Origin of the sequence: Pseudarthrobacter sp. PvP004, from assembly GCF_017876035.1 — a bacterium.
GTDB lineage: Bacteria > Actinomycetota > Actinomycetes > Actinomycetales > Micrococcaceae > Arthrobacter > Arthrobacter aurescens_A.
The window spans coordinates 2,567,467-2,591,571 of sequence record NZ_JAGINL010000001.1; the positions used below are offsets into that span (position 1 = coordinate 2,567,467).

Genomic DNA, 24,105 nt, shown 5'->3' on the forward strand with positions numbered 1-24,105 from the left:
CCGGTAGAAGCTACGCGGTGGCTTGGTTGAGGGCGTCCTCAGCGGCAACCCAGGAGATCATGGCGCATTTCACGCGGGCCGCGTAGCGGGCCACTCCTTCGAACGCGGCGGCGTCGCCCAGAATCTCGGGGTCAGCCTGTACTTTTCCGCGTGAACGGAGAACCTCGCGGAAGTTGTCGATGACAGCGTGCAGTTCCTCCACGGACATGCCTTCACCGAGTTCACTGAGCACCGACGCCGAAGCCATGGAGATGGAGCAGCCGGCACCGTCCCAGCGGATCTGCTGGACAGTTCCGTCGGAGACTGCGAGCCGCAGCGTCACTTCATCCCCGCATACGGGGTTCAGCTGGTGCGACTGACCGGTGGAAGTATCGGCCGGGGCATCCGTTTGTGCCAGCCCGCTGCCGTGCCGCTGCTTGGAGTGGTCCAGGATAATCTGCTGGTACAGCTGGTCAAGACTCATGATGCTTGTTGCCTATCTGGGGAAAATCGTTGGTTGACGGCTGGACGGCCAGGGGCCTGTGCCGCGTGTCAGGCCTGGAAGTAGGCCCTGACGCCCGAAACTGCGTCGAGGAAAGCGTCGACGTCGTCAGTGGTGTTGTAAAGGTAGGTACTCGCCCGGGTGGTTGCCGTCAGGCCCAGGCGGCGGTGCAGCGGCTGGGCGCAATGGTGACCGACGCGGACGGCGATGCCGCGGTCATCAAGGAATTGTCCGACGTCGTGCGCGTGCACACCGGCGACGTCGAAGGCTGCCAGGCCGATCCTCTCGGCACCGGATGCCGGGCCCACCACGCGAATGCCGTCGATGCTTTCAAGGCCTTTGACCAGGCGCTGGCCAAGAGCCGTTTCCCAAGCGTGAATACGGTCAATGCCAGTCTCGGTGAGGTAGTTCACGGCGGTTGCGAGCGCCACGGCCTGGGAGATGCGCTGGGTTCCGGCCTCGAACCGCTGCGGTGCCGGCAAGTACTCCGCCCGTTCCATGGTGACCGTGGTGATCATGGAGCCGCCCGTCAGGAATGGTGGCATGACATCCAGGAGATCCTGTTTGCCGTACAGAACGCCAACTCCTGTGGGCGCCAGCATTTTGTGCCCCGAGAATACGGCGAAGTCGACGTCCAACTCCTTGACGTCTACGGCCATGTGCGGAACGGACTGGCAAGCGTCCAGGACCACCAACGCGCCCACGCGTCGGGCCATGGCTACAAGCTCGGCTACGGGGTTGATGGTGCCCAGCACGTTCGAGGCGTGGGTGAAGGCCAGGAGCTTGGTTCGCTCCCCTACGATGTCGGCGGCTGCATCGAGGCGGAGGGTCCCCTGGTCCGTCACGGGGATGTACTTCAGAGTGGCCCCTGTCCGGAAGGCCAGTTCCTGCCAGGGGATGAGGTTGGCGTGGTGCTCCATCTCAGTGACCACGATCTCGTCGCCCGGACCAATCGCGAGGTCCTTCAGGGCGGAACCGCCACGGCCTTGCGCAGCCCACAGGGCAGCGTTGGACAGCGCGTAGCTGATGAGGTTGAGGCCCTCCGTGGCGTTGGAGGTCCAGACGGTTTCCTCGTACTGCGCACCAATAAAGTCCGCCACGGTCTGACGGGCGTCCTCAAATACTTCGGTGGCTTCCACAGCAAGGTGGTGTGCGCCGCGGTGAACGGCGGCGTTGCGTTGCTCGTAGTATTCCTGTTCAGCTTCGATCACGCTGAGCGGGTTCTGCGATGTAGCGCCGGAATCGAGGTAGATCAAGGGTTTGCCGTTGACCAGCTGGTCCAGCACCGGGAAATCATTCCGGATCCGCAACACCTCCGCGTTGTCCATGGCATGCATGGACCGCTGCAGTGACGCGGGAGTTGATACGGCAGTCAAGGGACGCTCCTTGGAAATCCTTCAGGGACTCTTCATTATCCCACGGTGGTCCTCGACGTGCGGTCCCGCAGGTGTGCCGTACAGCACGTCAGCTCCCGGCCCTCCCCGGCACCCATCCGAGCGGCGGAACCATTCCGCTGTCGAAGGCGCTCCGGAGCCGCTCGACGAGCACCGAGGCCCGGCGGCTCGCAGCGGCGCGTGTCCTTGCCTCGTAGCCGCTGGCTGCCCGCGAATAGCAAAGGGCTGCATGAGCAAACTGCCGGTCTGCGGACAGGCTCCGCCCCGCCGACTCCAAGGTCTTGGGGTCGTTGTCCCCCAAAGCCGCGGCAAACGTCCCCAGCGCTGCCCCGGCCGGACCGTGAACAGCCGCGGCCAGGGCGCCCAGGCGGCGCTGTATCCCAAGATCGTCGACGGCGGCACTGCTCGCGTTGAGTGTCAGGAGGGACAACGCCTCCGTCTCCATCAAGATACTGTCCTGGGAGTGGAGCCTTGCCGCCAGTGCCACCAGCTGTTGTGACGTACCCGAAGCCTGGTCTTGCGCGGCGGCGACAAATACAGCAGTGAGCTGCGGCAAGAGGCCGGCGGGAACAGAGCTCACATTGTTCTGCGCGGTTTCCTGCGCGGCCAAGCTCTGCCTGACCCTCAACAACGCCTGACGCGGGTTCCCGCACAGCGCCTCGGAGTAGGCCAGCAGGGCCGCACCCAGAGCGAGTACCGGCGGCAGGCCGGCGTCGTGCAGTTCCGCAAGGGCGGGCTCCAAAGTGGCGCGGGCAGCGCGCGGGAGGCCTTGGCTGAGCTGGGCGTAACCGCGGGCGACACCCAAGCATGCCGAAAGGTGCGGCGGCATGGTGTAGTCGGCGGGACAGTCCAAAAGCGGGTCTACCAGCCCCCACGCGAGGTTGTACCGGAGGCTCATCACATGCCGTAGCAGCGTCCCCGGCATGAAGATCTCCAAGGCCTGGTCGGCACTGATGGCCTCCATCGCAGCAGAAGACCTTAGCAGCGCTTCCGGCGCGGCCCCGGAGAGCAGCAGGCGCTCGGCTTCGCGCACATTCCATGCGATCAGTGCGGCAGGGTCCGTCGGTTCCCCGGAGCCCCGGTCGGCAGGCGCCGGTCCGGCTGGGTCCGGCCCGGCTGGGTCCGCTTCAAGAGGTACCGCGCCCAGCAGCCCCAGAGCCAATAGCCGGTGTGTGGCGTCCACCTTCACTCCAGAAGACCCGCCCGCGGTTGCCAACTGCCGAAGTTCCGGCGCTGCTTCCCGGAGTTGGCCCTCGGCGATCAGCGCCCGCGCCCTGAGCAGCCTTGCCTCGTCCGCGTGATCCACCCCCGTCACCGCTGAGGCGGCCCTTCGGGCAAGTTCGGCAGTGGAGGGCCTGTCAGCGGCGGGAGCGGCAGCCAGGAGGAGCTCGTCAGAGAGCGTCAGGCCGCAGTCGAGGGTCCACGTCATCCATCGCAGCATGGTGGGCGCAGTCTCCGGGGTCAGCCCAGGTTCTTCCACCCCGAGTCTGAGCGCCACGCTCCGGGACCGCGGTACGGACAGACGGGTTCCCTCTCCTCGCAGCCAGGAACTGGTCCGGAGCAGCGGGGGCAGGCCGGGAAGCAGCCTGATGTCGTTGTTCGCGAGAAGGTGCTCCATGGCCTTCTGGCCGAAGTGGCGCTCCACCACGTCAAGCGCCACGGGCTCTGCGAGCGCGATGAGTTCCAGTGCCTGCCGCTCTTCCGGCGAGCGCGCAGCGTTTTCCGCCCGGATGTGTTCAACGATGCCGGGCCAGTGGCAGTGTGCCCTGACATCGATGGTCCAGAAACCATCCACTTGCGCCAGGAAGCCTGCGCGGCGGGCATCGTTCACTGCAAGGCACAGCAAACCTACGTTGAAGCCGCTCATGGCGGCCAGGAGGCTGCTGGCGCGTCGCTGGACATGCCCGCCCAAGATGGACTCGCACAGGGCGTGTGCCTCGCTGAAGGTAAAGGGCGGCAGGAAGTACTGCTCCAGGAAGCCGTCTTCCCAGAGCTGGTAGAGGTCCTGCGGGAGGGGGTGGCGGCTTTCCGCCGTGGCTACCAGGGTTGCGCCGAAGCCGGGGATGAGTTGCAGCAGGACCGCCAGCGAGGCCGGATCAATGTAGTGGATGTCGTCCACCAACAGGACCAGCTGGGGCCGTGCCGGTTGAGCGTGCCGCCTGTTCCGCCGTCGTCCAACTGGTGGTGTGTACAGGTAGTCCGCTGGCCCCAGAGTACTGGTAAGGGCCCGGAGAACGTGGAGGCCCGGCGCTACCGACTCGTCCGCCTCAGCTCCGGAAGGGGTTCCCAACGCCCCGAACTGAAGGGCTTTGAGTTCCGGCTTTCCGGTGAAGGTGCGGACATCCACGGTGTTGGGAAGGCCGGCTTTGATGGAGAGCAAAAGGTGGCTCTTTCCGGATCCCCGCTCCCCCACCACCACGATGCCACTGGTGGAGGCCGAAGGAACGGCGGAAAGGATGAGTTCGAGCAGCTGCGCCCTGTCCGGGAATGTTGATGGCCTCAGACCTGCTGTGACGGTGTCTTCGTCCAGCCAGGGGTCCGGCAACATGCACACTCCAATAGCAGCAGTCCCATGATGCGGGAGGGGTTTTGGGTTCCGCGATGTGCGGGGTCCCTGGCCTAGAAGCCGGCGGCGGCTGGGGGGAGAGTCTCGGTCTCAGAAGACTCTGTCGCCGCCGGCTTCGTACAGGGCCGGACCACCTTTCGGCGGCCGGAGCATCGGATCAAGAGACCTCCGATGCGGGTGGTGCAACTTTCGGAATCCCGGTGATGCTTGGGGCTGAACCGTTCTTCCAAGATCAATACTGCCGGGACGCAACATGCCGTACATCAGTAGTTGGTACTCGAAAAGTGGGCCGCTTTTGATGCCCCGGTACTCTGTTGTACTCAGTCCCCGGACGGGGCACTACTTGGTTTCAGCACCGACTACCCGCACATTACTCCAATGAATGGGTATATTCCGCGGCATTCCGGGGATAGGTGGGCTGGGCCCTCGTTTAGCAGGTACTCAGGAGCGGGCGTCAGTGACGGACGGCAGCGCCCAGATCTTCACGGCGGCGAATGCCCAGTTTGGCGTAGCTCCGATACAAATGACCTTCCACGGTCCGGACCGACACCATGAGCTTCTCGGCAATCTGGCGGTCGGTCAGTCCGGAGACGGCCAAGGCCACGATGTCCTGCTCACGTCGGGTCAGCGGCACGGATCGGTCCGTCTCGGTGTGCGGATCATGAACCAGGGCGTCACCCAAGCTGGCCTCGCTGACATCGCGCAGAACCGCTGCCTGCCGCGCCTCCGGGCGTTTGCCTTCGGCATCAAACGTCACAGCGGCTTTGTCGAACGCTACCGCGGCCGGTCCGGGCATTCCTGATGCTGCCAGGAGGTTGCCCGCATTCACGAATCCCTGGCCCTCGCCGCCCAACTGTGCCGCTGCGAGCGACTGCCAGCCGCCTGCCCAGCCTCCGGCCATCGATGACGCTGTTTCCTGGATGGACTCCATGGCCTGCACGTCCCCCAGCTCGGCCCTGAGGACCAGGTTCTGCATCAATATGCCTGGCAGCCGATGCAGGTCTTCTGATTCCGGTAGACGACGCAATGACTGCAGTCCTGTGCCCTTGGTGACGAGTTCCTCGCCGGCAAGCCTGAACAGCTCCGCGAGGGCCTCCACGTAGGCACCACCGGCGGCAGCTTCCCCCCGCTCGCTCGCCAACCGTTGGGCAAGCACTGCGTTGCCGGACTTTGCTGCGGCGTAGAAAGCCAAGGCGTTTCCGAGGTTTCTCAGTTGCAGTGGATCTTTGACCCGTAGCGCTTCGACGGCGGGCGTCAGCAGCTCGGCGGCCTTCTCCAGACGGCCTTGGCGCAGCATTGACATGCCTTTGAGCACTTCAATGCCTGCGCCAAAGTAGATGAGTCCCATGGCCGAACCGGCGGCGTGGCGGTCGAGAGCAGACTCAGCAGCTTCCCAATCTCCGGCTTCCAAAGCGGCCAAGGTGTAACGCAGCAGAACGAAGTCGCTGAAGTACAGGAGGTCCTTGTGGTGCTCTTCAAGCACCAGCAAGGCTTCACGGCCGGCTTCCAACGCCTGCACCGCCTGGCCCTCCACGGTCAGGAGCTCGCACTGCATTGCAAGCAGGAAGATCCGGTCCATGGCAAGATCGGGCCCCTCCGATCCGAGCGCTTCGGCAAACCTCTCCAGGCCCTTTCGGAGATCTTCGAAGCTGCCCTCGTGGGCCAATGCGCGCAGCCCAATGGCATGGGCATGCCTGCTGATCAGTTGGACAGCGGGGTCGCTGGCAGGCTGACCGTGGATCAAGGCAGTTGCGGCTGTCCGGGCAGCAGCTGCGATGTCGGCGGACGAATCCCCCAGGGCAAATCTGGCAGCCGCCCACAAGAGACCCGCCCCCACTGGCCCCAAAGGATCAGCGTCCAGGAACCCCGAACCCTCCTCCAGCAGCCGCACGGCAGCGCGGTAGTCGCCGTCGTTGTAGTTGACCAAGGCCATGACTGCGCGTGCCCACGGGCGCAGCGCCTCCGAGCGAACCTTGCCCGCAGCCGCCATTGCCAACGCGTTCTGGAGCAGTTTGGCGGCAAGGAATGCGGCCTGCAGCAGCCGTTCATCATCGACGTCGGCACCACAGTCCAGCGCCCAGCTCACCATCCGGAGCAGTCCCTCCGCCGTGGACGGCTCCGGGGGCAATTGCTGCACCATGCGCTGGCGGATCTGGAGGCTGCGGGCCGGTGAAACGATCTTGCGGAGTGCCTCGCTGTACATGGGGTGCCACATTTTCAGGGGCCCGCCGGGTCCGTTGGCGGAGAGGACAAGCCGGCTGTCCATCAATGCCCGTACGGTGTCCCTGCCTACCTGCGTGTCCAGCACGGCGGCAGGGACGGGCTCGGATAAGGCAATGACATACATCGCCTCCCGTTCAGCTTCGCTGGTCCTGAGAACCCTGTTCCGGACTACCTCGGCCAAGCTTTCCCCGCTGCCGGAGAGTGCACGCGTGAGCAGCCACACTCCGTTCCGGCGGACCAGGTTTCCATCAGCCTTCGAGTCTTCAAGGAGGCAGTGCAGCAGCAGCGGGTTGCCTTCGGACACTGAATGCAGGACTTCGGCGGCGCTGGACATGACCGTTCCGCCGAGGGTCTTTTCCGCAAGCTCGGTGACGGTTTCTTTATCCAGCGGATGCAGCTCCAGCCGCTCTGCGAGTCCGTCGTACCAGAGTTGCAGCAAGGCCGCGGGCAGGCCGGGCCTGGGCCTGCTGGTTGCTACGAGCCGCGCCCATCCGGCAGTGACCAGCTCGGCCAGGATCTGCGTGCTGCCTTCGTCGAGGTTGTGGGCGTCGTCCACGATCAACAGCAGGCGCGCGCCTTCGCCTCCACGCCGCTTCTCGAACTGGGACCAGAACTCGCGGAGGATCGCTACCGGCGATGTTGCTTGCTCCAGCGGAAGGTCCAGCAGATACGGGGCCAGCACGCCGTAGGGAACGGCGGACAATGCGGGGCTGCCATGAACGCGCATCACCACCATTTCCCCGGCCAGCCGGGCGGCGATTTCGGCGGCCAGAGCAGTTTTACCGATGCCGGGATCCGCAACCAGAAGTACGGCCCCGGCGCCTTCCTGCCTCAGAATCTCCGTGGCCAGTTCCAGTTCAGCGTCCCGGCCTACAAGGTGCTCAGCCTGCATGGGCAACCCACGCCAGGTCTACGGAAGTTCCTTGCCTTGCCTCATAGCAGCCCATTGAGCTCGCCCCGAGACGATACGCCGAGCTTGGTGAACACTTGATACAGATGACCTTCTACAGTTCGCACAGACACCCCAATATCCATCGCGATTTCACGGTTGCTGACACCCTTTCCGGCGAGTTTAGCAATTTGGCGTTCCCGTTCGGTCAGTACCGGCGCGTCGCTGCGTGGCTGGATGGGTAACGCAGGGACGGAATGCTCCAGCCGTTCAAGCCTGAGCTGCGCCGTTCGGGCTGCTGTTGTTTCGCCGGCTTCCCTGGCGTAATCAAGTGCCATGGCCACGCACCGGGCTTCAACCACCAGCAAGTCGAGGGATGCTGCGGCATCAGCGGCCGCCAAAAGGGATCGGGAGCTCTTGGTCAGGGCGCCGCGCGCAAGGTCGCCGGAGATCTTGGCCAATGGGCCCTGCCGACGGGCGGCAATGTCTTCCAACAACCGGTATTCCTCGTCCGTTCCCTGCACAGTGGCGCCAAAAAGGTAGATGCCGGCCGTGGTGAAGCGCTGCTGGTCAAGGTGGCTGCGTACCCGGGCCAGAAGCCGCTGTTTCACATCCGGGTCACCCATCCACCGCCCGGCCATCTCCGCACAAAACTCAGCAACGGATTCGGAGAAGCACGTTCCCACTCCCCTGCAGGTTCTGTAGAGGTCCAGGTATCGGCCGGCCTCCACGGAGTTGCCCAGTTGAGCGTAGGCAAAAGCGGTGGCTGCGTAGGCCACCTTGTTCATGTTCATGCTCGGGCGGAGCTCCAGTTGGGCCACGGCCGAACGCAGGGGTTCGATTGCGCTGGCGGGCTTGCCCGCATAGGCGAACGCGAGCCCTACGCCGAGTTCGGTGAGCGCACCCCGGTACTGAAGGCGTGACGACCCGGAGGGGGTTCGGCGCATGAGTTCGATGCACTTCCGCCACTGCCCGGACAACAGGAGGACCAAGTATGCATGCCTGGCAAAGGATTCCTCCAACTGCGAAGAGCGGTCCGTGTCCCCCAGGTGCCGCGAAACGGTCCGCGCGAGTTGTTGCGCCTCCAACTCCCTGCCCAACATGCAGCGGGCCTCGATGAGGAAGAAGGAGGACTTAAGCCAGTGTTCGCGGTCATCCGACGGGTCCTTGGCATGCTCCTCTTCCAAGGCGTCAATCATTGCCGCGTACTCGCCCATATAGGTTTTGTACTCGTAGCCGCAAAGCCGGAGCCGGTTTCGCGCCCGGGCCATGGCGTGTGCGGGATGGTCCGCGGCCTTGGCCTCGAGCGTCTCCAGACCGGCGGCGATCACTCCCGGCACCATTCCGGAACGACCGTCAATCCACGTCATTGCCTGGCATTTTGCTGCGATGACCTCAGCGAACTCCAACGGCTCCAGAGCCTCGATGTGAGACTCGGACACCTCGTCCAATGCCTGGGCCGCGTGCAACGGCAGGTCCAGCATGAGGTAGGCCGCAGCTTTCAGGCGCTGCCCTGGCACCCATTCGCTGTCCTTCGGGTCCAATGAAAGGGTGCACTGAATAGCGAAGTTGGGGTCGTAGTCATCCAACGCGGCCCGCCCTGCCGCAAGTGCATGCGCCGGCGACGGCGCGGGCTCGTCCTCACAGGCATGCATCCACGCCGCATAGCTCAAGAGGTCCTGCGGTGCCAAGGCTTGAAGTTCCGGCTCTTTGGGACCATGGAGCATCAACCGCAGCTCGCGCATGCGGCGGGTGCTCAGCCAGCCACGGACTACTTCCCCTACGTACGGGTCCCGGAGCGAGACCCAGTGGTCGCCACCTTTTTCAATGGTCAGCAGTGCCGACTCTTCCATCTCCACCAGCACTTCGGTACCGAAGATGGCTGCAAGATCCAACAGTGTTGCGCGCTGCGCGCAGGCAAGGATTTCGACGACGGTCCTGTTGGCCTGCGCTTCGCGCGCCAGTCTGGAGCGGACAAAGTCCTCCACTACCGTGGCGCCCTCCAGTTTGATCCGGTCACGGAGTGTCCAGACGGAGTCGTTGAGGACCAGGTTGCCCGTGTGCCGCTGCTCTTCAAGAAGCGCGTGGAGGAGCATGGGGTTTCCACCTACGGCGGAGTGCAGTGAACCCACCAATGTTGAAGAAACATAATGGCCAAGGACCGAGCCCAGGACTTGCTTGGTTTGTTCCTCAGTGAGGGTATTCAGATGCACCTCACCCAGCGCACCTTCAAGGACCAGCCGATGGAAATCCGCCGGGAGGTCGCTGGCGCGTTGGGCGGTGGCGATGACCTTCGCGGTGCCGGTAGCCATGAGGTTCAGCAGCACGCCTGTGCTCATGGGGTCCATACCCCCGGCGTTGTCCACGATGAAGACAGTGTCCCGGCCAGCGGCTTCCGACCTGATCAGGTTGGTGACCGCGTGCAGGATACCGGTGGGCGAACCCACGGCACCGGACGGCAAGCGGGCCAGAAGGAAACCAAGGCAACCGTAAGGGGTTTGTCCGCTGGCTACGGTATTGCGCAATTGAAGGCTATGGACTTTGGGGCCGAGGGATGACACCACCGCCCTTGCCAGGCCTGACTTGCCGATTCCTCGCTCCCCGGTGAGGACCACTCCGTAGGAATCGGGTGATTCGAGATGTTTACCCGCCTTGGACAAATCGTGGCTCCGGGCCAACAGAGACCATGTTTGACGGTCCGTTGGGCCGCCCACAAGATCGGGAGCCGCAGCCCTTGCTACGCCTCCCCCGCTCCTGTTTAGCAACTCCGCCGACATCTGCATCCTTAGCTACACATCCGCGACAGTCCCCCACCGCTTACTTGCGTAACTTGCACACTACCGTTGGGCGCCCACTGTGTGTAGGCCTTAAGGTCCTTGGGACCGTCAGGCTTTGATCAGGCTTTCCTCAAGATTTGCTCAAGCTTTGGCAGGGTGATGTTTCTGTTGCGCGGCGAGCAGGCCCTGGTCCATGAGCAACTCCACGGCGTCGGCCGCTTCGTCCAGGAGGAACGGCAGTTCCTTCTTCTCCGCAGTGGCGAAGTCCCGGAGGACATAGTCGGCTGTCTCCATCCGGCCTGGCGGCCGACCCACCCCTACGCGGACGCGCAGGTAATCCTTAGTGGCAAGTGCTTTGGAGATGTCCCGCAGGCCGTTATGCCCGCCTTCACCGCCACCAATTTTTAGCTTGACTGTGTTAAAAGGGATGTCGATCTCGTCATGGACAGCTATGACGTGGTCCGGCGCGATATCGAAGAAGTTGCACAGCCCGGCCACCGGTCCACCGGAGACATTCATGTACGTCATGGGTTTGGCCAGCACCACGCGGGGACCCCCGATGCCGAGCCGGCCCTCCACCACCTGGGCGCGCGCCTTGTGGACCTTGAACTTCCCGCCCATGCGGGAAGCCAGCTCATCCAGCACCATCTGGCCAACATTGTGCCGATTGTTGCTGTACTCACTGCCGGGGTTGCCGAGGCCGACAATCAGCCAAGTGTCAGTCATGGTCTCATCCTAGGGAGCGTTCGGTTAATCAGCAGGGATTGTGGGGGCAAAGAAGAAAGTGGCCGGGACCCCAAGGGTGCCCGGCCACTCAACGGCATAAGCCTCAAGCAGTCAGAAGACTACTCGGCTGCAGCTTCGGTGCTCTCTTCTTCTTCTGCACCAGCGGCTTCAGCGATGCGGACCACCAGGGTGTCGCCTTCGGTGAGCAGGGTGGAACCCTTCGGCAGGACCAGGTCCGAAGCGTGGATGCTCTCGCCGGCCTTGAGGCCATCGATGGTGACCTCAACGGCGGTGGGAACGTGGGTTGCCTCGGCTTCGAGGGAAACCGTGGTGGCTTCGAGGCTGGCGACAGCACCCGGAGCAACTTCACCGGAAACGTGGATGGCGATGTCGACGGTAACCTTCTCGCCGGCCTTCACGGTCTGGAGGTCAACGTGCTCGATGATCTGCTTTACCGGATCGCGCTGGATGTCCTTGACGAGCGTCAGGTGCTGCTCGCCGTCGACGTCGATTGCGAGGAGGGCGTTGGAAACGCGCACTGCCAGCGTGGTGGCGCGGCCCGGCAGGTTGATGTGGATCGGCTCTGCGCCGTGACCGTAGATGACAGCCGGGATCTGGCCGGCCATGCGTGCACGGCGGGCGAAACCCTTGCCGAATTCGGTGCGCAGTTCTGCGGTGAGCTTCTGCTCAGACATATGTACTCCTTGATTACTGTGGCACCCGGAAAGTCCGGGCTGGTCTATCAGCAAGGGCGGAGGTCTGGAGACCTTCTACGCCCGGCCGAGATCGGCCGCCGAGCAGCCGTTCCGCCTGTGTTGAAGGAGATGCAGACCCAGTCGATAACGGAGACCCGCAACCCTGGTTCACAAAATGCGAACCGGATGTGCTCTCCCTCGCCAAGGTATCCCCAAGAGTTTAGCAGCGGTTCGCGCCGATTCTGAAAACGGCAAGGAAAACGGGCCACCCGCACGCCCGAAGGCGGCGGATGACCCGCTCAAATTCAGCAGTCCGGCGCTATGCTTTGCCGTCGAACAGGCTGGTGACCGAACCGTCGTCGAACACTTCACGAATGGCGCGGGCAATCAACGGTGCGATCGACAACACCGTCAGCGACGGGAAGCGCTTCTCAGCCGGGATGGGCAGCGTGTTGGTGACCACAACTTCGCGGGCACCGGAATCAGCGAGGCGCTGTGCGGCGGGATCGGAGAAGACCGCGTGCGTGCAAGCAATAATGACATCCTTGGCGCCGGCGTTCTTCAGGACCTGGACGGCACCGGAGATGGTTCCACCGGTGTCGATCATGTCGTCGATGAGGACACAGGTGCGTCCTTCAACCTGACCAACCACGGTCTTGGAGACGGCCTGGTTGGGGACAGTGAGATCGCGGCTCTTGTGAACGAACGCGAGCGGGGCGCCGCCCAGGCGCTCAGCCCACTGCTCGGCAACGCGGACGCGGCCAGTGTCGGGCGAAACAACGGTGATGTTGTCGGCTTCCACCTTGGTGCGGATGTAGTCGGCCAGCAACGGGATGGCCATCAGGTGGTCCACGGGACCGTCGAAGAAGCCCTGGATCTGCGAGGTGTGCAGGTCAACAGACATGATGCGGTCTGCGCCGGCAGTCTTGTACAGGTCGGCAACCAAGCGGGCGGAGATGGGCTCGCGGCCGCGGCCCTTCTTGTCCTGGCGGGAGTACGGGTAGAACGGCGAGACAACCGTGATCCTCTTGGCGGAGGCGCGCTTGAGGGAATCGATCATGATCAACTGCTCCATGAGCCAGTTGTTCAGCGGAGCCGGGTGGGCCTGGATGACGAAGGCATCGGTGCCTCGCACGCTCTCGGCCGAACGAACGTAGATTTCCCCGTTTGCGAAGTCGTAGGCGTCGATGGGCAGGAGCTCAGTCTCCAGCTCCTTGGCGATTTCCTGCGCCAGCTCCGGATGCGCCCTTCCGGCGGCGAGAATCAGTTTCTTCTCGCCGTGTGCGGTAATTTCGCTCATGCCTGTTTGCCTTCTTCTATGGTTGCCGGGAATTGTGAAGATGTGGATGCCAGTTCTTGCGCGGCTTCGGCCAGCTTCGCGGAGGCGGTGCCCGGCCGGTTGGCGGCTACCCAGCCCTCGGCGTTCCGCTGTGCGGCCAGGCTGAGGGCCAGGGCTCCCGCGGGAACATCCTTGCGAATGACCGCCCCGGCGCCGCTGTACGCGCCGTCGCCAACTGTTACGGGTGCTACGAAGACTGTGTTCGAACCCGTGCGGACGCCCGAGCCGATCACCGTACGGTGCTTCTTCTCGCCGTCATAATTGGCGGTGATGTTGCCGCAACCGATGTTGGTGTCTTCGCCGATCTCAGCGTCACCGGCGTAGCCCAGGTGGGAAAGCTTGGAGCCGCGGCCGATTGTCACGTTCTTGGTTTCATAGAACGCGCCGATCTTGCCGGTCTCGCCCAGGACCGTGCCCGGGCGGAGGTAAGTGAACGGTCCAACGCTCGCCTTGGCACCGATCGTGGAACCGGAGCCGTGCGTACGGATCACCTTGGCGCCCTCGCCAACGTTGACGTCGGTCAGGGTTGTATCAGGACCCACGACGGCGTCCCGCGCCACCGTGGTTGAACCGTGCAGTTGGGTGTTGGGCAACAAGCGGACGTCTTCGTCCAGTGTGACGGTGGAATCGATCCAGGTGGTGGCGGGATCCACCACGGTTACGCCTGCACGCATCCAGGACTCGATGATGCGGCGGTTGTGTTCGGCAGCAAGGGCGGACAGCTGGATGCGGTCGTTGGCACCCTCAACCTGCCAACGGTCTTCAGTGACGACGGCGGCAACACGGCCGCCTGCGTCGCGCGCCAAGCCGAGGACATCGGTCAGGTACATCTCACCCTGAGCGTTGTCCGTGGTGACCTTCTCCAGGGCGGTCCGCAGCACGGCGGCGTCGAAAGCGTAGATGCCGGAGTTGACCTCGCGGATGGTGCGCTCGGCTTCGCTGGCATCCTTGTGCTCGCGAATGCCGGTGACTGTCCCGTTTTCGGCGCGCAGGATCCGGCCGTAACCGGTTGCGTCGTCCAGGACTGCTGTGAGGACCGTGACGGCGTTGCCCTCGGCCTCGTGCGTTGCCACAAGCTCTCCGAGCAATTCACCGGTCAGGAGGGGAACGTCGCCGTAAGTGACCACCACGGTGCCGGTCAGCTCCGCTTCGGCGTCGAGCGCCTTGAGGGCAACTTCCACTGCCCGGCCGGTGCCCGGAACGTCGTCCTGGTCAACAATGAGGGCTTCCGGATCCGAGGCCGTGACGTGCTCAGCCACGCGGTCCCGCTCGTGGCGGACAACCAGGGCCAGCTTCAGGGGATTAATGGCACGCGCGGCGAGAAGAGCGTGGCCCACCATGGAGCGGCCGCCTATTTCGTGGAGGATCTTGGGAGTCCGCGACTTCATGCGCGTTCCGGCACCTGCGGCCAAAACGATCACCGCTGCGGGACCGATGGTTTCGGGGCTCACGTACTGGCTCTCCTTGCTCGGTATGTCCCGGGTAACCCGGCTTCGGATTGCTGCCATCTAACAATGGACCCAGGCACCGTGAGAGCCGCTACAGGTACAGAGAAGGAGCGCATTTTCCGACCGTTCCGCCCATAGGATTCGAACCTATACTCCACGGCTCCAAAGGCCGGGGTGCTGCCATTACACCAGAGCGGACCGTGCATGATTCATCCCCCGGATCTTGCGGCCCGGAGGGTTTCCCGGATCACCGGGATGCACACACAAGAATCTAGTTTGCCATGACCCATGCGTGCTTCGCGACTTGACCGCCCTGCGCCCGCTCCACGACCCACTGTTCCGCCCCCGGAGGACCCGCCCAGCGCCCCTTCCAGAAGGCATTTAGGGCATGATGGTCACGTGAGCAACCGCACTGAACTCCCCCGGCCGGCAGCCGCATCCGAGCCCGCAGAACACGCCGCCAGCGGTCCGGCAGCGCGTGTACGGATGACCGGGCAGCAGCGCAAATCACAGCTCATCGGCATCGGACGCGCCCTCTTTGCGGCACGTGGACTGGACGGCACCACCATCGAGGAAATCGCCGCCTCCGCCGGAGTCTCCAAGCCCGTAATCTACGAACACTTCGGCTCCAAGGAAGGCCTGTACCGCCAGGTGGTGGAGACCGAGTTCCGGATCCTCCTGGATTCCATCACCGAGGCCCTCAGCACCGAAGCCAAGCCTCGGGTACTGGTTGAACGCGCTGCCCTGGCACTCCTTGGCTACATCGAAGACCGCACCGACGGCTTCCGCATCCTCATGCGTGACGCCCCGCCCTCACAGCCCGAGGGCGCCTTCTCCACACTGCTCTCCCACGTCACCGCCCGGGTGGAACATCTTCTCTCCGACGAATTCGCGCGCCGTGGATTCAGCGCGGCAGACGGAGCGATGTATGCGCAGATGCTCGTCGGTATGGTGGCGATGACGGGCCAGTGGTGGCTCGACAGCCGCACACCGGACAAGCGGGCCGTTGCCGCCCACTTGGTGAACCTGGCCTGGAACGGCCTCACCGGGCTGCAAAAAGAGCCCGAGCTCCGCAGCGAGGACTAGGTCTATTCCCGCGTTGGGGCCGCCATCCGTGTTGGGGCCGCCATCCGCGTTGGGGGCTGCCATCCGCGTTGGGGCCGCCATCCGCGTTGGGGCTGCCATCCTCTGCGTGCTGCTCCTTCGTCGCTTTGACGCACGCTGCCGGATGCCTGCCACAACGCTCTCTCACATCCCACGCCCTTGAGCCCCACCCTCTTTCACATCCCCTGCCCTTGAGCCCCACCCTCTCTCACATCCCCCGCCCTTGAGCCCCACCCTCTCTCACATCCCCCGCCCTTGAGCCCCACCCTCTCTCACATCCCCAGCCCTTCCAGCCAACCCTCTCTCACATCCCCAGCCCTTCCAGCCAACCCTCTCTCACATCCCACGCCCTTGAGCCCCACCCTCTCTCACATCCCCCTGCCCCGGTGCTTTTGTAAGCTTTGCTCATGACAGCGCCCCAGCTATACATCAGCTTTCCCGGCACAGCACGAGATGCTCTTGGCTTTTACGCCGAGGTCTTCGGAGGCGAACTTTCCCTGCATTCGTACCAGGACTTTGGACGCACCGACGGGCCGCCGGACGCGGTCGCCCATGGAGTCCTCAGCGGAGTCGTATCCCTAAGCGGATCTGACGCAGCGGCTGGCGAGGAGTCCGTCAAGATCGAAGGGGCCATGCTCTCTCTGCTGGGAGCAGCCGAACCGGCAGTCCTCCACCAGTGGTTCGACAAGCTCGCCATGGGCGGCCGGATTCTGGACCCGCTGGAGCCGAAGCCCTGGGGTGCATCAGACGGCCAAGTCGTCGATCGTCACGGATTACGCTGGCTCATAGGCTACGAGCCGGCGTCGTCAACCGACGGGATGTGAGAGAGGATCCACCCCAAACCCGAGGGATGTGAGAGAGGATCCACCCCAAACCCGAGGGATGTGAGAGAGGGTTGGTAATCGTCAGTGGCGTTTCGCGTAGGAGCGCATCGCGGCGCATCGGGAAACGCAGGTTGCCCCGCGACCGCAGGAGCCCCTATGCGCCGGGTCTAAGCGACGCCGAAACGGCGCTGACCACCGCTAAGCGACGGCGAAGCGGCACTGACGGGCCGCAGCACCCCTATTCGCCGAGGACTTCGGCAGCCTCCAGCCATTCCAGCTCCAGGCCCTCTTTCTCCTCGAGCAACTCCTGCAGCTTGGCGTTGAGCTCCCCCAAGGCATCGAAGTCGCCGGATTCGGATTTGGCGGCCATCTGGGTGTGGAGCTTTTCTTCCTGCTGGGAGATCTTGCCCAGTTGGCGGTCGATCCTGTTAAGGTCCTTGCGGGCTTCGCGCTTTTCGGCTTCGCTGGCACCGGATGGAGCGGCGGAGCCGGTGGCGGCGGTCGGAGCGCCGGAGCCGCCCCCAACGGCGCCCGAGGCCAGTGCAGCTTCGCGCAGTTCGAGGTACTGGTCCACGCCGCCGGGCAGGCCGCGGAGTTTGCCGTCTCCCAGGAGAGCCATCTGGTTGTCGGTGACGCGTTCCAGGAGGTAGCGGTCGTGGCTGACGACCACCAGCGTTCCGGGCCAGCCGTCCAGGACGTCTTCGACGGCGGCAAGGGTGTCGGTGTCGAGGTCGTTGGTGGGTTCGTCGAGCATGAGGACGTTGGGCTCCCCCACGAGCAGGCGCAGGAGCTGGAGTCGCCGCCGCTCACCGCCGGAGAGGTCGCTGACGGGGGTCCACTGCTTTTCTTTGGTGAAACCGAGTTGTTCCACGAGCTGGCCCGCGGTGAATTCCTTGCCGCCCACGCTGAAGGACCGCTTTTCCCGTTCGATGACCTCGATGACGCGCAGGTCCGATACTTCGTCCAGCTCTTTGACGTCTTGGGTGAGCACGGCGGTGACCACGGTCTTGCCCCGCTTGACCTTGCCGGAGCTCGGCTGGATTTCACCGTTCAGCAGCTTGAGGAGCGTGGACTTCCCGGCTCCGTTGACGCCCACCAGGCCAAGTCTTTCGCCCGGCGCCAGTCGCAGGGTGATGTTGTCGAACAGCTTCTGCCCGGTTTCGCCGCCCTCGAAGTCCAGCGTCACGTTTTCGAGGTCCAGAACGTCCTTGCCCAGGCGCGCGGTGGCCATTTTGCTGAGGGCTACGGAGTCGCGGGGATCGGGTACGTCGGCAATGAGGTCGTTGGCAGCTTCGATCCGGAACTTGGGCTTGGCAGTTCGGGCCGGCGCACCACGCCGAAGCCACGCCAGTTCCTTTTTGACGAGCTGCTGACGTTTACCTTCGACGACGGCGGCCATGCGGTCGCGCTCGGCGCGCGCCAAAACGTACGCGGCGTACCCGCCGTCGAACATGTCCACCATGGCGTCGTGGACTTCCCAGGTGTAGTTGCAGACTTCGTCGAGGAACCAGCGGTCGTGGGTGACCACGAGGAACGCGCCCTGGTTGGCGCGCCAGCGTGTCTTGAGGTGCCGGGCCAGCCAGGCGACGCCTTCGACGTCGAGGTGGTTGGTAGGTTCGTCCAGCATGATGACGTCGTGGTCTTCGATGAGGAGCTTGGCAAGTGCTACGCGGCGTTTCTGTCCACCGGACAGCGCGTGGACGTTGGCGTGCCAGTCGACGTCGCCTACCAGTCCGCCCATGACTTCGCGGATCTTGGCGTTGGCCGCCCATTCGTGGTCCGCGCGGTCGCCGACGATCGCAGCGCCTACTGTCAGGTCACCGTCGAGCACGTCGCCCTGGTCCAGGTAGCCGACGTTGACGTCCCCGCGCTTGGTGACGCGACCGGAATCCGGCGTCGAGCGCAAGGCGAGCAGACGCATGAGCGTCGATTTACCGTCCCCGTTGCGCCCCACCATGCCGATGCGGTCGCCATCTTCCAAGCCGAGGGTGACGCCGTCGAGGACAGTGCGGGTCGCGAACGAAACGGTGAGGTTTTCGCCGCCAAGCAGGTGGGCCAATGGGTACTACTTTCTACTGCTGGAATGCGGAGGTACTAAAGGAGGGTATCGGAGATGATCCGGGCGCCGGGCACGGGACCGTGAACGGCCAGGGCATTGTGTCCACGGTGAGTCAGCTCTTCGGCAAGAACGCTGGCTGAGACGGAATCCCGGGCCAGGAGTGCGATGGTTGGTCCCGAGCCTGAGACCATGCCGGCAAGGGCGCCTCGCGCTTCACCCAGTCCTATGGTGTCGCGAAGTTGGGGCGCGAGTGTGATGGATGCCCGCTGGAGATCGTTGATCAGCACGCGGCTGAGGGTCTCAGGGTCACCCTTACGCAGGGCCTGGAGGATGGTGGGATCCACGTCAACGGGCTCTGGAATCTCGACGCCTTCCGAATCCCGAAGTCCGTCAAGCGTGCGGAACACGTCAGGTGTGGACAACCCGTAGTCGGCAAAAACCAGCACCCAATCCATTTGGGCCTTGGCCAGGGCCGGCGAGAGTTTGTCTCCCACGCCAAGCCCGACGGCGGTGCCTCCCAGGAGCGAGAACGGCACGTCTGCGCCCAACTCGGCGGCCAGGTGCGCGAGTTCCTCGCGTGAAAGACCACTATTCCAGAGTGCATCGCAGGCCAACAGGGTGGCTGCGGCATCGGCAGAACCGCCGCCCATGCCACCGGCCACGGGCACACGCTTGGTGATTTCCAGGTGCACGCCGGTTGGCTTCTCTGACATTTCAGCCATGATGGCTGCAGCCTTGTACGCCAGATTGCGCTCGTCCAGGGGGATGTCCACGCCGTCCAGGTCCAGTGTGCTGTCCGGGCTGATGCTGACAGTGATTCCTGGCGCCTCTGTGCTGGTGGCCGCCACTTCCTCGTACAGGGAAACGGCGAGGTACACGCTGGCTACCGAGTGGTATCCATCGGGCCGCAACGGCCCGACGCTCAGGGAGACGTTGACCTTGCCCGGGGCTTTGACGCGGACTGTGCGGGCATGGAAGCGCTCCCCCACGAACGGGAGGCTGCTTGGCTTGCGGTTACCCGGGTTCATGCGTCCACTGGGTGGCGGGCTTCGGCGATCTTGACATAGGCATTGATGTCCAGGACCTCGCCGCGCGCCGTAGGGTCAACGCCGGCGGCCACGAGGCATCGCTCAGCTTCCGAGGCGCTGCCGGCCCAACCGGCAAGTGCGGCACGAAGTGTTTTCCGCCGTTGCGCGAAGGCTGCATCAATGACGGCGAAGACCTGCTCACGGGTTGCATGCGTTTCCGGGGGGTCGTGCCGGGTGAAGGCAACCAGGCCGGAATGGATTTTCGGAGCAGGCCAGAACACGTTCATGCCAATGACACCGGCTTTGCGCATGTGCCCGTACCAGGCCGCCTTGACCGACGGGACTCCGTAGATCTTGGAACCAGGTGTTGCGGCTAGGCGGTCGGCAACCTCATCCTGCACCATGACCAGGCCATGCTGGAGGCTTGGGAAGTGCTGCAGGAGGTGAAGCACCACCGGAACAGCCACGTTGTAGGGCAGGTTGGCCACCAACGCTGTGGGAGGCAGAGGCAGTTCGGTGACCTTCATGGCGTCGGACAGCACCAGGTGGAAGTTCTCTTCCGCCCCGGGCCGCCAGGCGCGCACGGTCTCCGGCAGCTTTTCTGCCAACACGGGGTCGATTTCGACAGCGACGACAGCTTTGGCCGCGTCCAGCAAACCCAGGGTCAAGGAGCCCAGCCCCGGGCCTACCTCCAACACGGTTTCATCATCGCCAATGGCGGCGGCGGCCACGATCCTGCGGATCGTGTTGCCGTCGATCACAAAGTTCTGCCCCAGGGTTTTTGTGGGGCGTACACCGATTTCCTCGGCGAGCCGTCGGATATCTGTGGCGCCCATCAAAGGCGCGACGGCGGCGGGTTCGGAATTCGGTTCAGTCACCTAGGTATCGTATCGCCTGTGCGGGGTCAGGCCGCGTGGGCGCAGCCCCAGTCGCTGAGGCCGTTCTTGGCGTAGAGACGGTTGGCGATCTCGATCTGCTGTGCTTTGGTGGCAAGGCTGGCGTTGGGAGCGTAGGCTCCACCACCGTTGGCAAGCCAGGTGGGGCTGGAGAACTGCAGGCCGCCGTAGTAGCCGTTGCCGGTGTTGATGGACCAGTTTCCACCCGATTCACACTGGGCAATCCTGTCCCACATGGCTTCGTTCGGAGCGCCGGTGGGGCCGCTGGCTGCGGGGGCTGCGGCTGCTGCCTGGGGGGTGGGAGCCGGGACGGGGCGGGCCTTGGTACCGACGCTGATCTTTTCGGCTACCGGCTGGGTGGCTACGTTGCTGGAGACCAAGGTGCGCGAAGCTTCGCGGCCGTCCACGAGGACCAGCTTGAACGTCTTGACCAGGGATCCTGCGACGCCTTCCTGGGTCACCTTCTCTTCGCCCTTGAAGAGCTCGGCACTATCGCTCTTCACGCTTTCGAAGGGAACTTCTTCGGTGGCTTCGGCGGTCTTGCTGGTGTCCACGCGGGAGACCTTGATCACCATGTCCTGGACGATGGGTGCGTTGCCCGGCTGGGAGATGTGGTCGTTGGCGCCAACGGTAATTCCGGTGTCTTTGAGCACGGTGGCGACGTCGGTCGCCGTCGTGGTGGTGCTGGTGTCCTTGCCGTCTGCCACCACGCTGATGGTCTTGGGCGTGGAGATGGAAACGAAGGAGCCGGTCACTTCCAAGGATGCCTCTTTGGGCTGGGAGATCTCGGAGGAGCTCGCTACACCGAGTTCGGTCACCAGTCCTGCAACGTCAGGGGCGGTGGTGTTCACCGTCTTCCGGGCGCCGTCCAGTTCAATGGACACGGCCTTGGCCAGGTTGACGTTCACTACGGATCCGTTGTCGACCCGTGCGTCGAGAGCCGGCGAAACGCGGTCCGCGTCCTTCAACTCGACCTTGGCTGCTTTGACCACTTGGTCAACAGTGCCGCCGAAGGTCTGGATGGAGCTCACTTTGCCGTCCACGTTGAGGGTGACGGTCTTGTTGTTGCCGACAAATGCCACGACACCAACTACCAGCGCTGCGACTACCAGCAACTGGGTACCTACTTTGAGGAAGCTGAACTTGCCATCCGTTGTGAAGAACTTGATCACGATCGCCCATTACTCTCAGACCATCCGGGCACGGGGAAAAGCGCAAAAGTAATGCCGACCGCAAAAACGGAGGGCCAGGCAAAAAGCCTGGTCCCACCTTTGCTGCCGGCATCTGCGCCGCCAAAAAACATTCAACTTATTGCCCCGAAATTATCCGGAACAGTTGTCCGAAGGCCTTCCCCGACCCCGGCTACTTGTTTAACACAGTAACCGATCCGTTATAAACGAACCAAGAAAGGTGCATACCGGGTATCCACGCAGTCGGCTCCGCCGGTGTGCAAAAAGGGCGGCCTAGGCCCAGGATCCGTAGGCATTCAGGGTGTTTTCGGCCAATCGCGAGCATAGCTCGGACAAGTCATCTTCTGTCACGTCCGCCATGGAGCGGACCGTGTAGGGAACCATATAGCTCGCATTTGGCCTTCCGCGGTGGGGATGCGGCGTGAGGAACGGCGAATCGGTTTCCACCAGGATCCTGCTTGGCTCGGCAATGGCCAGGGCGGCGCGGAGATTTCCTGCGTTCTTGAAGGTCATGGTGCCGGCGAACGACATGTACCAGCCGTTCTGGTTACAGATCCGGGCGAGTTCCTCATCTCCGGAGAAGCAGTGGAAAACCACGCGGTCCGGGGCGCCTTCCTCCCGGAGGACCTGCACAACGTCGTCGTGAGCGTCGCGGTCGTGAATCTGGAGCGTCAGCCCGAGCCGTTTGGCGATGTCGATGTGGCGCCGGAAGGAGTACCGCTGATGGGCCAATCCCTCGCCGTGGGTCCGGAAAAAGTCCAGCCCGGTCTCGCCGATGGCCCGGATCCGCGGATGGCCGGCCAGCGCCTCGATTTCAGCGAGTGCCGATTCCAGTTCACCGCGGGCCGCGTATTCGGGGGCATCGTTGGGGTGAAGTGCTACGGCTCCGAGCAGCCGGGGATCAGCTTCCACCGCTTGTACCGTGAATCGTGACGATTCGAGGTCGCACCCCACTTGGACAGCGCCCTGGACACCCACGGCTTCCGCGGAGTCCATCGCGTCCCGGACCGAGACCTCTATCAGGCCGTGCCTGAAGTCCAGATGCGTGTGATTGTCCATCACGGGTACGGGAAGGGGTTCGGGCGCTGGCGGGTACTCCCGGCGCGACTCTTTTTCGTCTGCTGCGCCGGCGGGCGCCCGGTAGGGTGCGGGGGCGAGAGAATTGCACATGCTTCCACCTTAATCGGACCGCGGTCCTCCTTGGGCGGCGCAGGACGACTACACGGTAAATTCCCAGCGGAACATAAATTCCGGAGCAGTATGTTAGCGCGGGCCAAAGTCTGGGTAGTCTGGAACGGACAAGCGGCCAACACCAGCAGCGCTCAGCGAAGACAGCTGCTGCCGAGGCCACGGCTGAAGGGCAATCCATGGAGTCCAAGCGACAAGTCACCGTTGAACCTTCTCCTGTTCAGGGCGAGGATTACAGTCCCCTGCCACGTGACGGCGCGGGGCTCAACGGGCATAGGCCGCACGTCATGGACGCGGAACGGTTCCACGATGCCAGCGAACGCATCCTTGGCTCCATCAATAAGGTCATCGACGGAAAAGCCGATGCCGCGAAGCTTGCCCTCACCGTACTGCTGGCCCAGGGTCATCTCCTGTTGGAGGATGTGCCGGGCGTCGGCAAGACCCTGCTTGCGAAGACGCTGGCCCGCACTGTGGACTGCACGGTGTCCCGCATCCAGTTCACCCCGGACCTGCTGCCCTCCGATGTGACCGGAGTGTCCATCTATAACCAGTCGTCCCGGCAGTTCGAGTTCCGGCCCGGCGCCGTGTTCGCGAACATCGTCATCGGTGACGAAATCAACCGGGCTTCGGCCAAAACCCAGTCCGCGCTCCTCGAATGCATGGAAGAGCATCAGGTGACTGTGGATGGGCATTCGTACCAGCTGGGTTTGCCGTTCATGGTGGTAGCTACACAGAATCCCATCGAAATGGAAGGCACGTACCCGCTGCCCGAAGCACAACGGGACCGTTTCATGGCCAGGATCTCCATGGGTTACCCGGACAAGGACGCAGAGATCGAGATGCTGGAGACTCATCAGGCGTCTTCACCCTTGACCAAGGTGACTCCCGTGGTCACGGCCGCTGATGTGGCCGCCATGATCGCCACCGTCCAGCAGGTCTACGTCTCCGCAGCCATTAAGGAGTACACCGTGGCCATCGGACGGGCCACCCGGGACAGCGCCCGCCTTCGCCTTGGAGCCAGCCCGCGGTCCTTGCTGCAGCTGCTGCGTGCGGCCAAGGCCACGGCAGCACTGGACGGTCGCGATTTTGTCCTTCCGGATGACGTAGTGGACGTAGCCGAATCGGTGCTGGCCCACCGCATCATCCTGGACCGCAAGGCTGCGAGTTCGGGCGATACCCCGCAGAGCATTCTCCGGGGCATCTTCGCTTCCCTGCCCGTTGCCCAGGAACCGCCGGGCGCGTGGGGCAGGGACAGGCACAGCGTTTAGGAGACATGCC

The 24,105-nt window shown here is 63.8% G+C and carries 17 protein-coding genes and 1 tRNA gene; 3 read left to right on the top strand and 15 right to left on the bottom strand.

Annotated features, from left to right (window positions below; genetic code table 11):
• Nucleotides 1–10 precede the first annotated feature (10 nt).
• The 10 genes from sufU to J3A64_RS11530 form a co-directional block, all read right to left on the bottom strand.
• Entirely contained in the window at nucleotides 11–463 is a 453-nt protein-coding gene (sufU, locus tag J3A64_RS11485) for a Fe-S cluster assembly sulfur transfer protein SufU (RefSeq protein WP_011774078.1), read from the bottom strand.
• Between the two features lie 68 nt (nucleotides 464–531).
• Entirely contained in the window at nucleotides 532–1,857 is a 1,326-nt protein-coding gene (locus tag J3A64_RS11490; RefSeq protein WP_210064339.1) for a cysteine desulfurase, read from the bottom strand.
• A gap of 88 nt (nucleotides 1,858–1,945) precedes the next feature.
• Nucleotides 1,946–4,423 (bottom strand): ATP-binding protein, encoded by a 2,478-nt coding sequence (locus J3A64_RS11495; protein ID WP_210064340.1) that lies wholly within the window; start codon nucleotides 4,421–4,423, stop codon nucleotides 1,946–1,948.
• A gap of 472 nt (nucleotides 4,424–4,895) precedes the next feature.
• The gene (locus J3A64_RS11500; protein ID WP_210064341.1) at nucleotides 4,896–7,556 is read right to left on the bottom strand and encodes an AAA family ATPase; all 2,661 of its coding nucleotides are present in this window, start codon (nucleotides 7,554–7,556) and stop codon (nucleotides 4,896–4,898) included.
• A gap of 41 nt (nucleotides 7,557–7,597) precedes the next feature.
• Nucleotides 7,598–10,330 (bottom strand): LuxR C-terminal-related transcriptional regulator, encoded by a 2,733-nt coding sequence (locus J3A64_RS11505; RefSeq protein WP_286176266.1) that lies wholly within the window; start codon nucleotides 10,328–10,330, stop codon nucleotides 7,598–7,600.
• A gap of 141 nt (nucleotides 10,331–10,471) precedes the next feature.
• Entirely contained in the window at nucleotides 10,472–11,056 is a 585-nt protein-coding gene (pth, locus tag J3A64_RS11510) for an aminoacyl-tRNA hydrolase (protein WP_210064343.1), read from the bottom strand.
• A gap of 119 nt (nucleotides 11,057–11,175) precedes the next feature.
• The gene (locus J3A64_RS11515) at nucleotides 11,176–11,751 is read right to left on the bottom strand and encodes a 50S ribosomal protein L25/general stress protein Ctc (RefSeq protein WP_011774072.1); all 576 of its coding nucleotides are present in this window, start codon (nucleotides 11,749–11,751) and stop codon (nucleotides 11,176–11,178) included.
• Between the two features lie 319 nt (nucleotides 11,752–12,070).
• Nucleotides 12,071–13,051 (bottom strand): ribose-phosphate diphosphokinase, encoded by a 981-nt coding sequence (locus J3A64_RS11520; RefSeq protein WP_011774071.1) that lies wholly within the window; start codon nucleotides 13,049–13,051, stop codon nucleotides 12,071–12,073.
• Nucleotides 13,048–14,541, bottom strand: coding sequence for a bifunctional UDP-N-acetylglucosamine diphosphorylase/glucosamine-1-phosphate N-acetyltransferase GlmU (gene glmU / locus J3A64_RS11525; RefSeq protein WP_043469936.1), 1,494 nt, complete (start codon nucleotides 14,539–14,541; stop codon nucleotides 13,048–13,050). The genes J3A64_RS11520 and glmU overlap by 4 nt, the downstream gene beginning before the upstream one ends.
• Before the next feature lie 123 nt (nucleotides 14,542–14,664).
• Nucleotides 14,665–14,736: transfer RNA gene (locus J3A64_RS11530), tRNA-Gln, on the bottom strand.
• Nucleotides 14,737–15,024: 288 nt separating this feature from the next.
• Here J3A64_RS11530 and J3A64_RS11535 point away from each other — a divergent pair.
• Both J3A64_RS11535 and J3A64_RS11540 read left to right on the top strand, forming a co-directional pair.
• Nucleotides 15,025–15,624 (top strand): TetR/AcrR family transcriptional regulator, encoded by a 600-nt coding sequence (locus tag J3A64_RS11535; RefSeq protein WP_014921137.1) that lies wholly within the window; start codon nucleotides 15,025–15,027, stop codon nucleotides 15,622–15,624.
• 425 nt (nucleotides 15,625–16,049) lie between these two features.
• Nucleotides 16,050–16,466, top strand: a complete 417-nt coding sequence (locus tag J3A64_RS11540; RefSeq protein ID WP_043805919.1) for a VOC family protein — start codon at nucleotides 16,050–16,052, stop codon at nucleotides 16,464–16,466.
• Between the two features lie 238 nt (nucleotides 16,467–16,704).
• Here the strand turns inward: J3A64_RS11540 and J3A64_RS11545 are convergent, their stop codons facing one another.
• From J3A64_RS11545 to J3A64_RS11565, 5 genes are all read right to left on the bottom strand, one after another.
• Nucleotides 16,705–18,525: an ABC-F family ATP-binding cassette domain-containing protein gene (locus J3A64_RS11545; protein WP_011774068.1), complete on the bottom strand. Its 1,821-nt coding sequence runs from the start codon at nucleotides 18,523–18,525 to the stop codon at nucleotides 16,705–16,707.
• A 35-nt stretch (nucleotides 18,526–18,560) separates the two neighbouring features.
• Nucleotides 18,561–19,553 carry a 4-(cytidine 5'-diphospho)-2-C-methyl-D-erythritol kinase gene (locus J3A64_RS11550; protein WP_014921135.1) on the bottom strand — a complete coding sequence of 331 codons (993 nt, stop codon included), beginning with the start codon at nucleotides 19,551–19,553 and terminating at the stop codon, nucleotides 18,561–18,563.
• Nucleotides 19,550–20,431, bottom strand: coding sequence for a 16S rRNA (adenine(1518)-N(6)/adenine(1519)-N(6))-dimethyltransferase RsmA (gene rsmA / locus J3A64_RS11555; protein WP_014921134.1), 882 nt, complete (start codon nucleotides 20,429–20,431; stop codon nucleotides 19,550–19,552). The genes J3A64_RS11550 and rsmA overlap by 4 nt, the downstream gene beginning before the upstream one ends.
• Before the next feature lie 26 nt (nucleotides 20,432–20,457).
• Nucleotides 20,458–21,621 carry a resuscitation-promoting factor gene (locus tag J3A64_RS11560; protein ID WP_014921133.1) on the bottom strand — a complete coding sequence of 388 codons (1,164 nt, stop codon included), beginning with the start codon at nucleotides 21,619–21,621 and terminating at the stop codon, nucleotides 20,458–20,460.
• 291 nt (nucleotides 21,622–21,912) lie between these two features.
• Entirely contained in the window at nucleotides 21,913–22,809 is an 897-nt protein-coding gene (locus J3A64_RS11565) for a TatD family hydrolase (protein WP_011774064.1), read from the bottom strand.
• 197 nt (nucleotides 22,810–23,006) lie between these two features.
• On the opposite strand from J3A64_RS11565, the gene J3A64_RS11570 reads away from it, so the two are divergent.
• On the top strand, nucleotides 23,007–24,095 hold the full coding sequence (locus J3A64_RS11570) for a MoxR family ATPase (protein ID WP_011774063.1): 1,089 nt from the start codon (nucleotides 23,007–23,009) through the stop codon (nucleotides 24,093–24,095).
• The last annotated feature ends 10 nt before the right edge of the window (nucleotides 24,096–24,105 follow it).

Bases quoted from the DNA above. Each gene is read 5' to 3' on its own strand.
- sufU (WP_011774078.1), bottom strand. From the start codon at position 463: ATGAGTCTTGACCAGCTGTACCAGCAGATTATCCTGGACCACTCCAAG.
- J3A64_RS11495 (WP_210064340.1), bottom strand. From the start codon at position 4,423: ATGTTGCCGGACCCCTGGCTGGACGAAGACACCGTCACAGCAGGTCTG.
- J3A64_RS11500 (WP_210064341.1), bottom strand. From the start codon at position 7,556: ATGCAGGCTGAGCACCTTGTAGGCCGGGACGCTGAACTGGAACTGGCC.
- J3A64_RS11505 (WP_286176266.1), bottom strand. From the start codon at position 10,330: ATGTCGGCGGAGTTGCTAAACAGGAGCGGGGGAGGCGTAGCAAGGGCT.
- pth (WP_210064343.1), bottom strand. From the start codon at position 11,056: ATGACTGACACTTGGCTGATTGTCGGCCTCGGCAACCCCGGCAGTGAG.
- J3A64_RS11515 (WP_011774072.1), bottom strand. From the start codon at position 11,751: ATGTCTGAGCAGAAGCTCACCGCAGAACTGCGCACCGAATTCGGCAAG.
- J3A64_RS11520 (WP_011774071.1), bottom strand. From the start codon at position 13,051: ATGAGCGAAATTACCGCACACGGCGAGAAGAAACTGATTCTCGCCGCC.
- J3A64_RS11535 (WP_014921137.1), top strand. From the start codon at position 15,025: ATGACCGGGCAGCAGCGCAAATCACAGCTCATCGGCATCGGACGCGCC.
- J3A64_RS11540 (WP_043805919.1), top strand. From the start codon at position 16,050: ATGACAGCGCCCCAGCTATACATCAGCTTTCCCGGCACAGCACGAGAT.
- J3A64_RS11550 (WP_014921135.1), bottom strand. From the start codon at position 19,553: ATGAACCCGGGTAACCGCAAGCCAAGCAGCCTCCCGTTCGTGGGGGAG.
- J3A64_RS11565 (WP_011774064.1), bottom strand. From the start codon at position 22,809: ATGTGCAATTCTCTCGCCCCCGCACCCTACCGGGCGCCCGCCGGCGCA.
- J3A64_RS11570 (WP_011774063.1), top strand. From the start codon at position 23,007: ATGGAGTCCAAGCGACAAGTCACCGTTGAACCTTCTCCTGTTCAGGGC.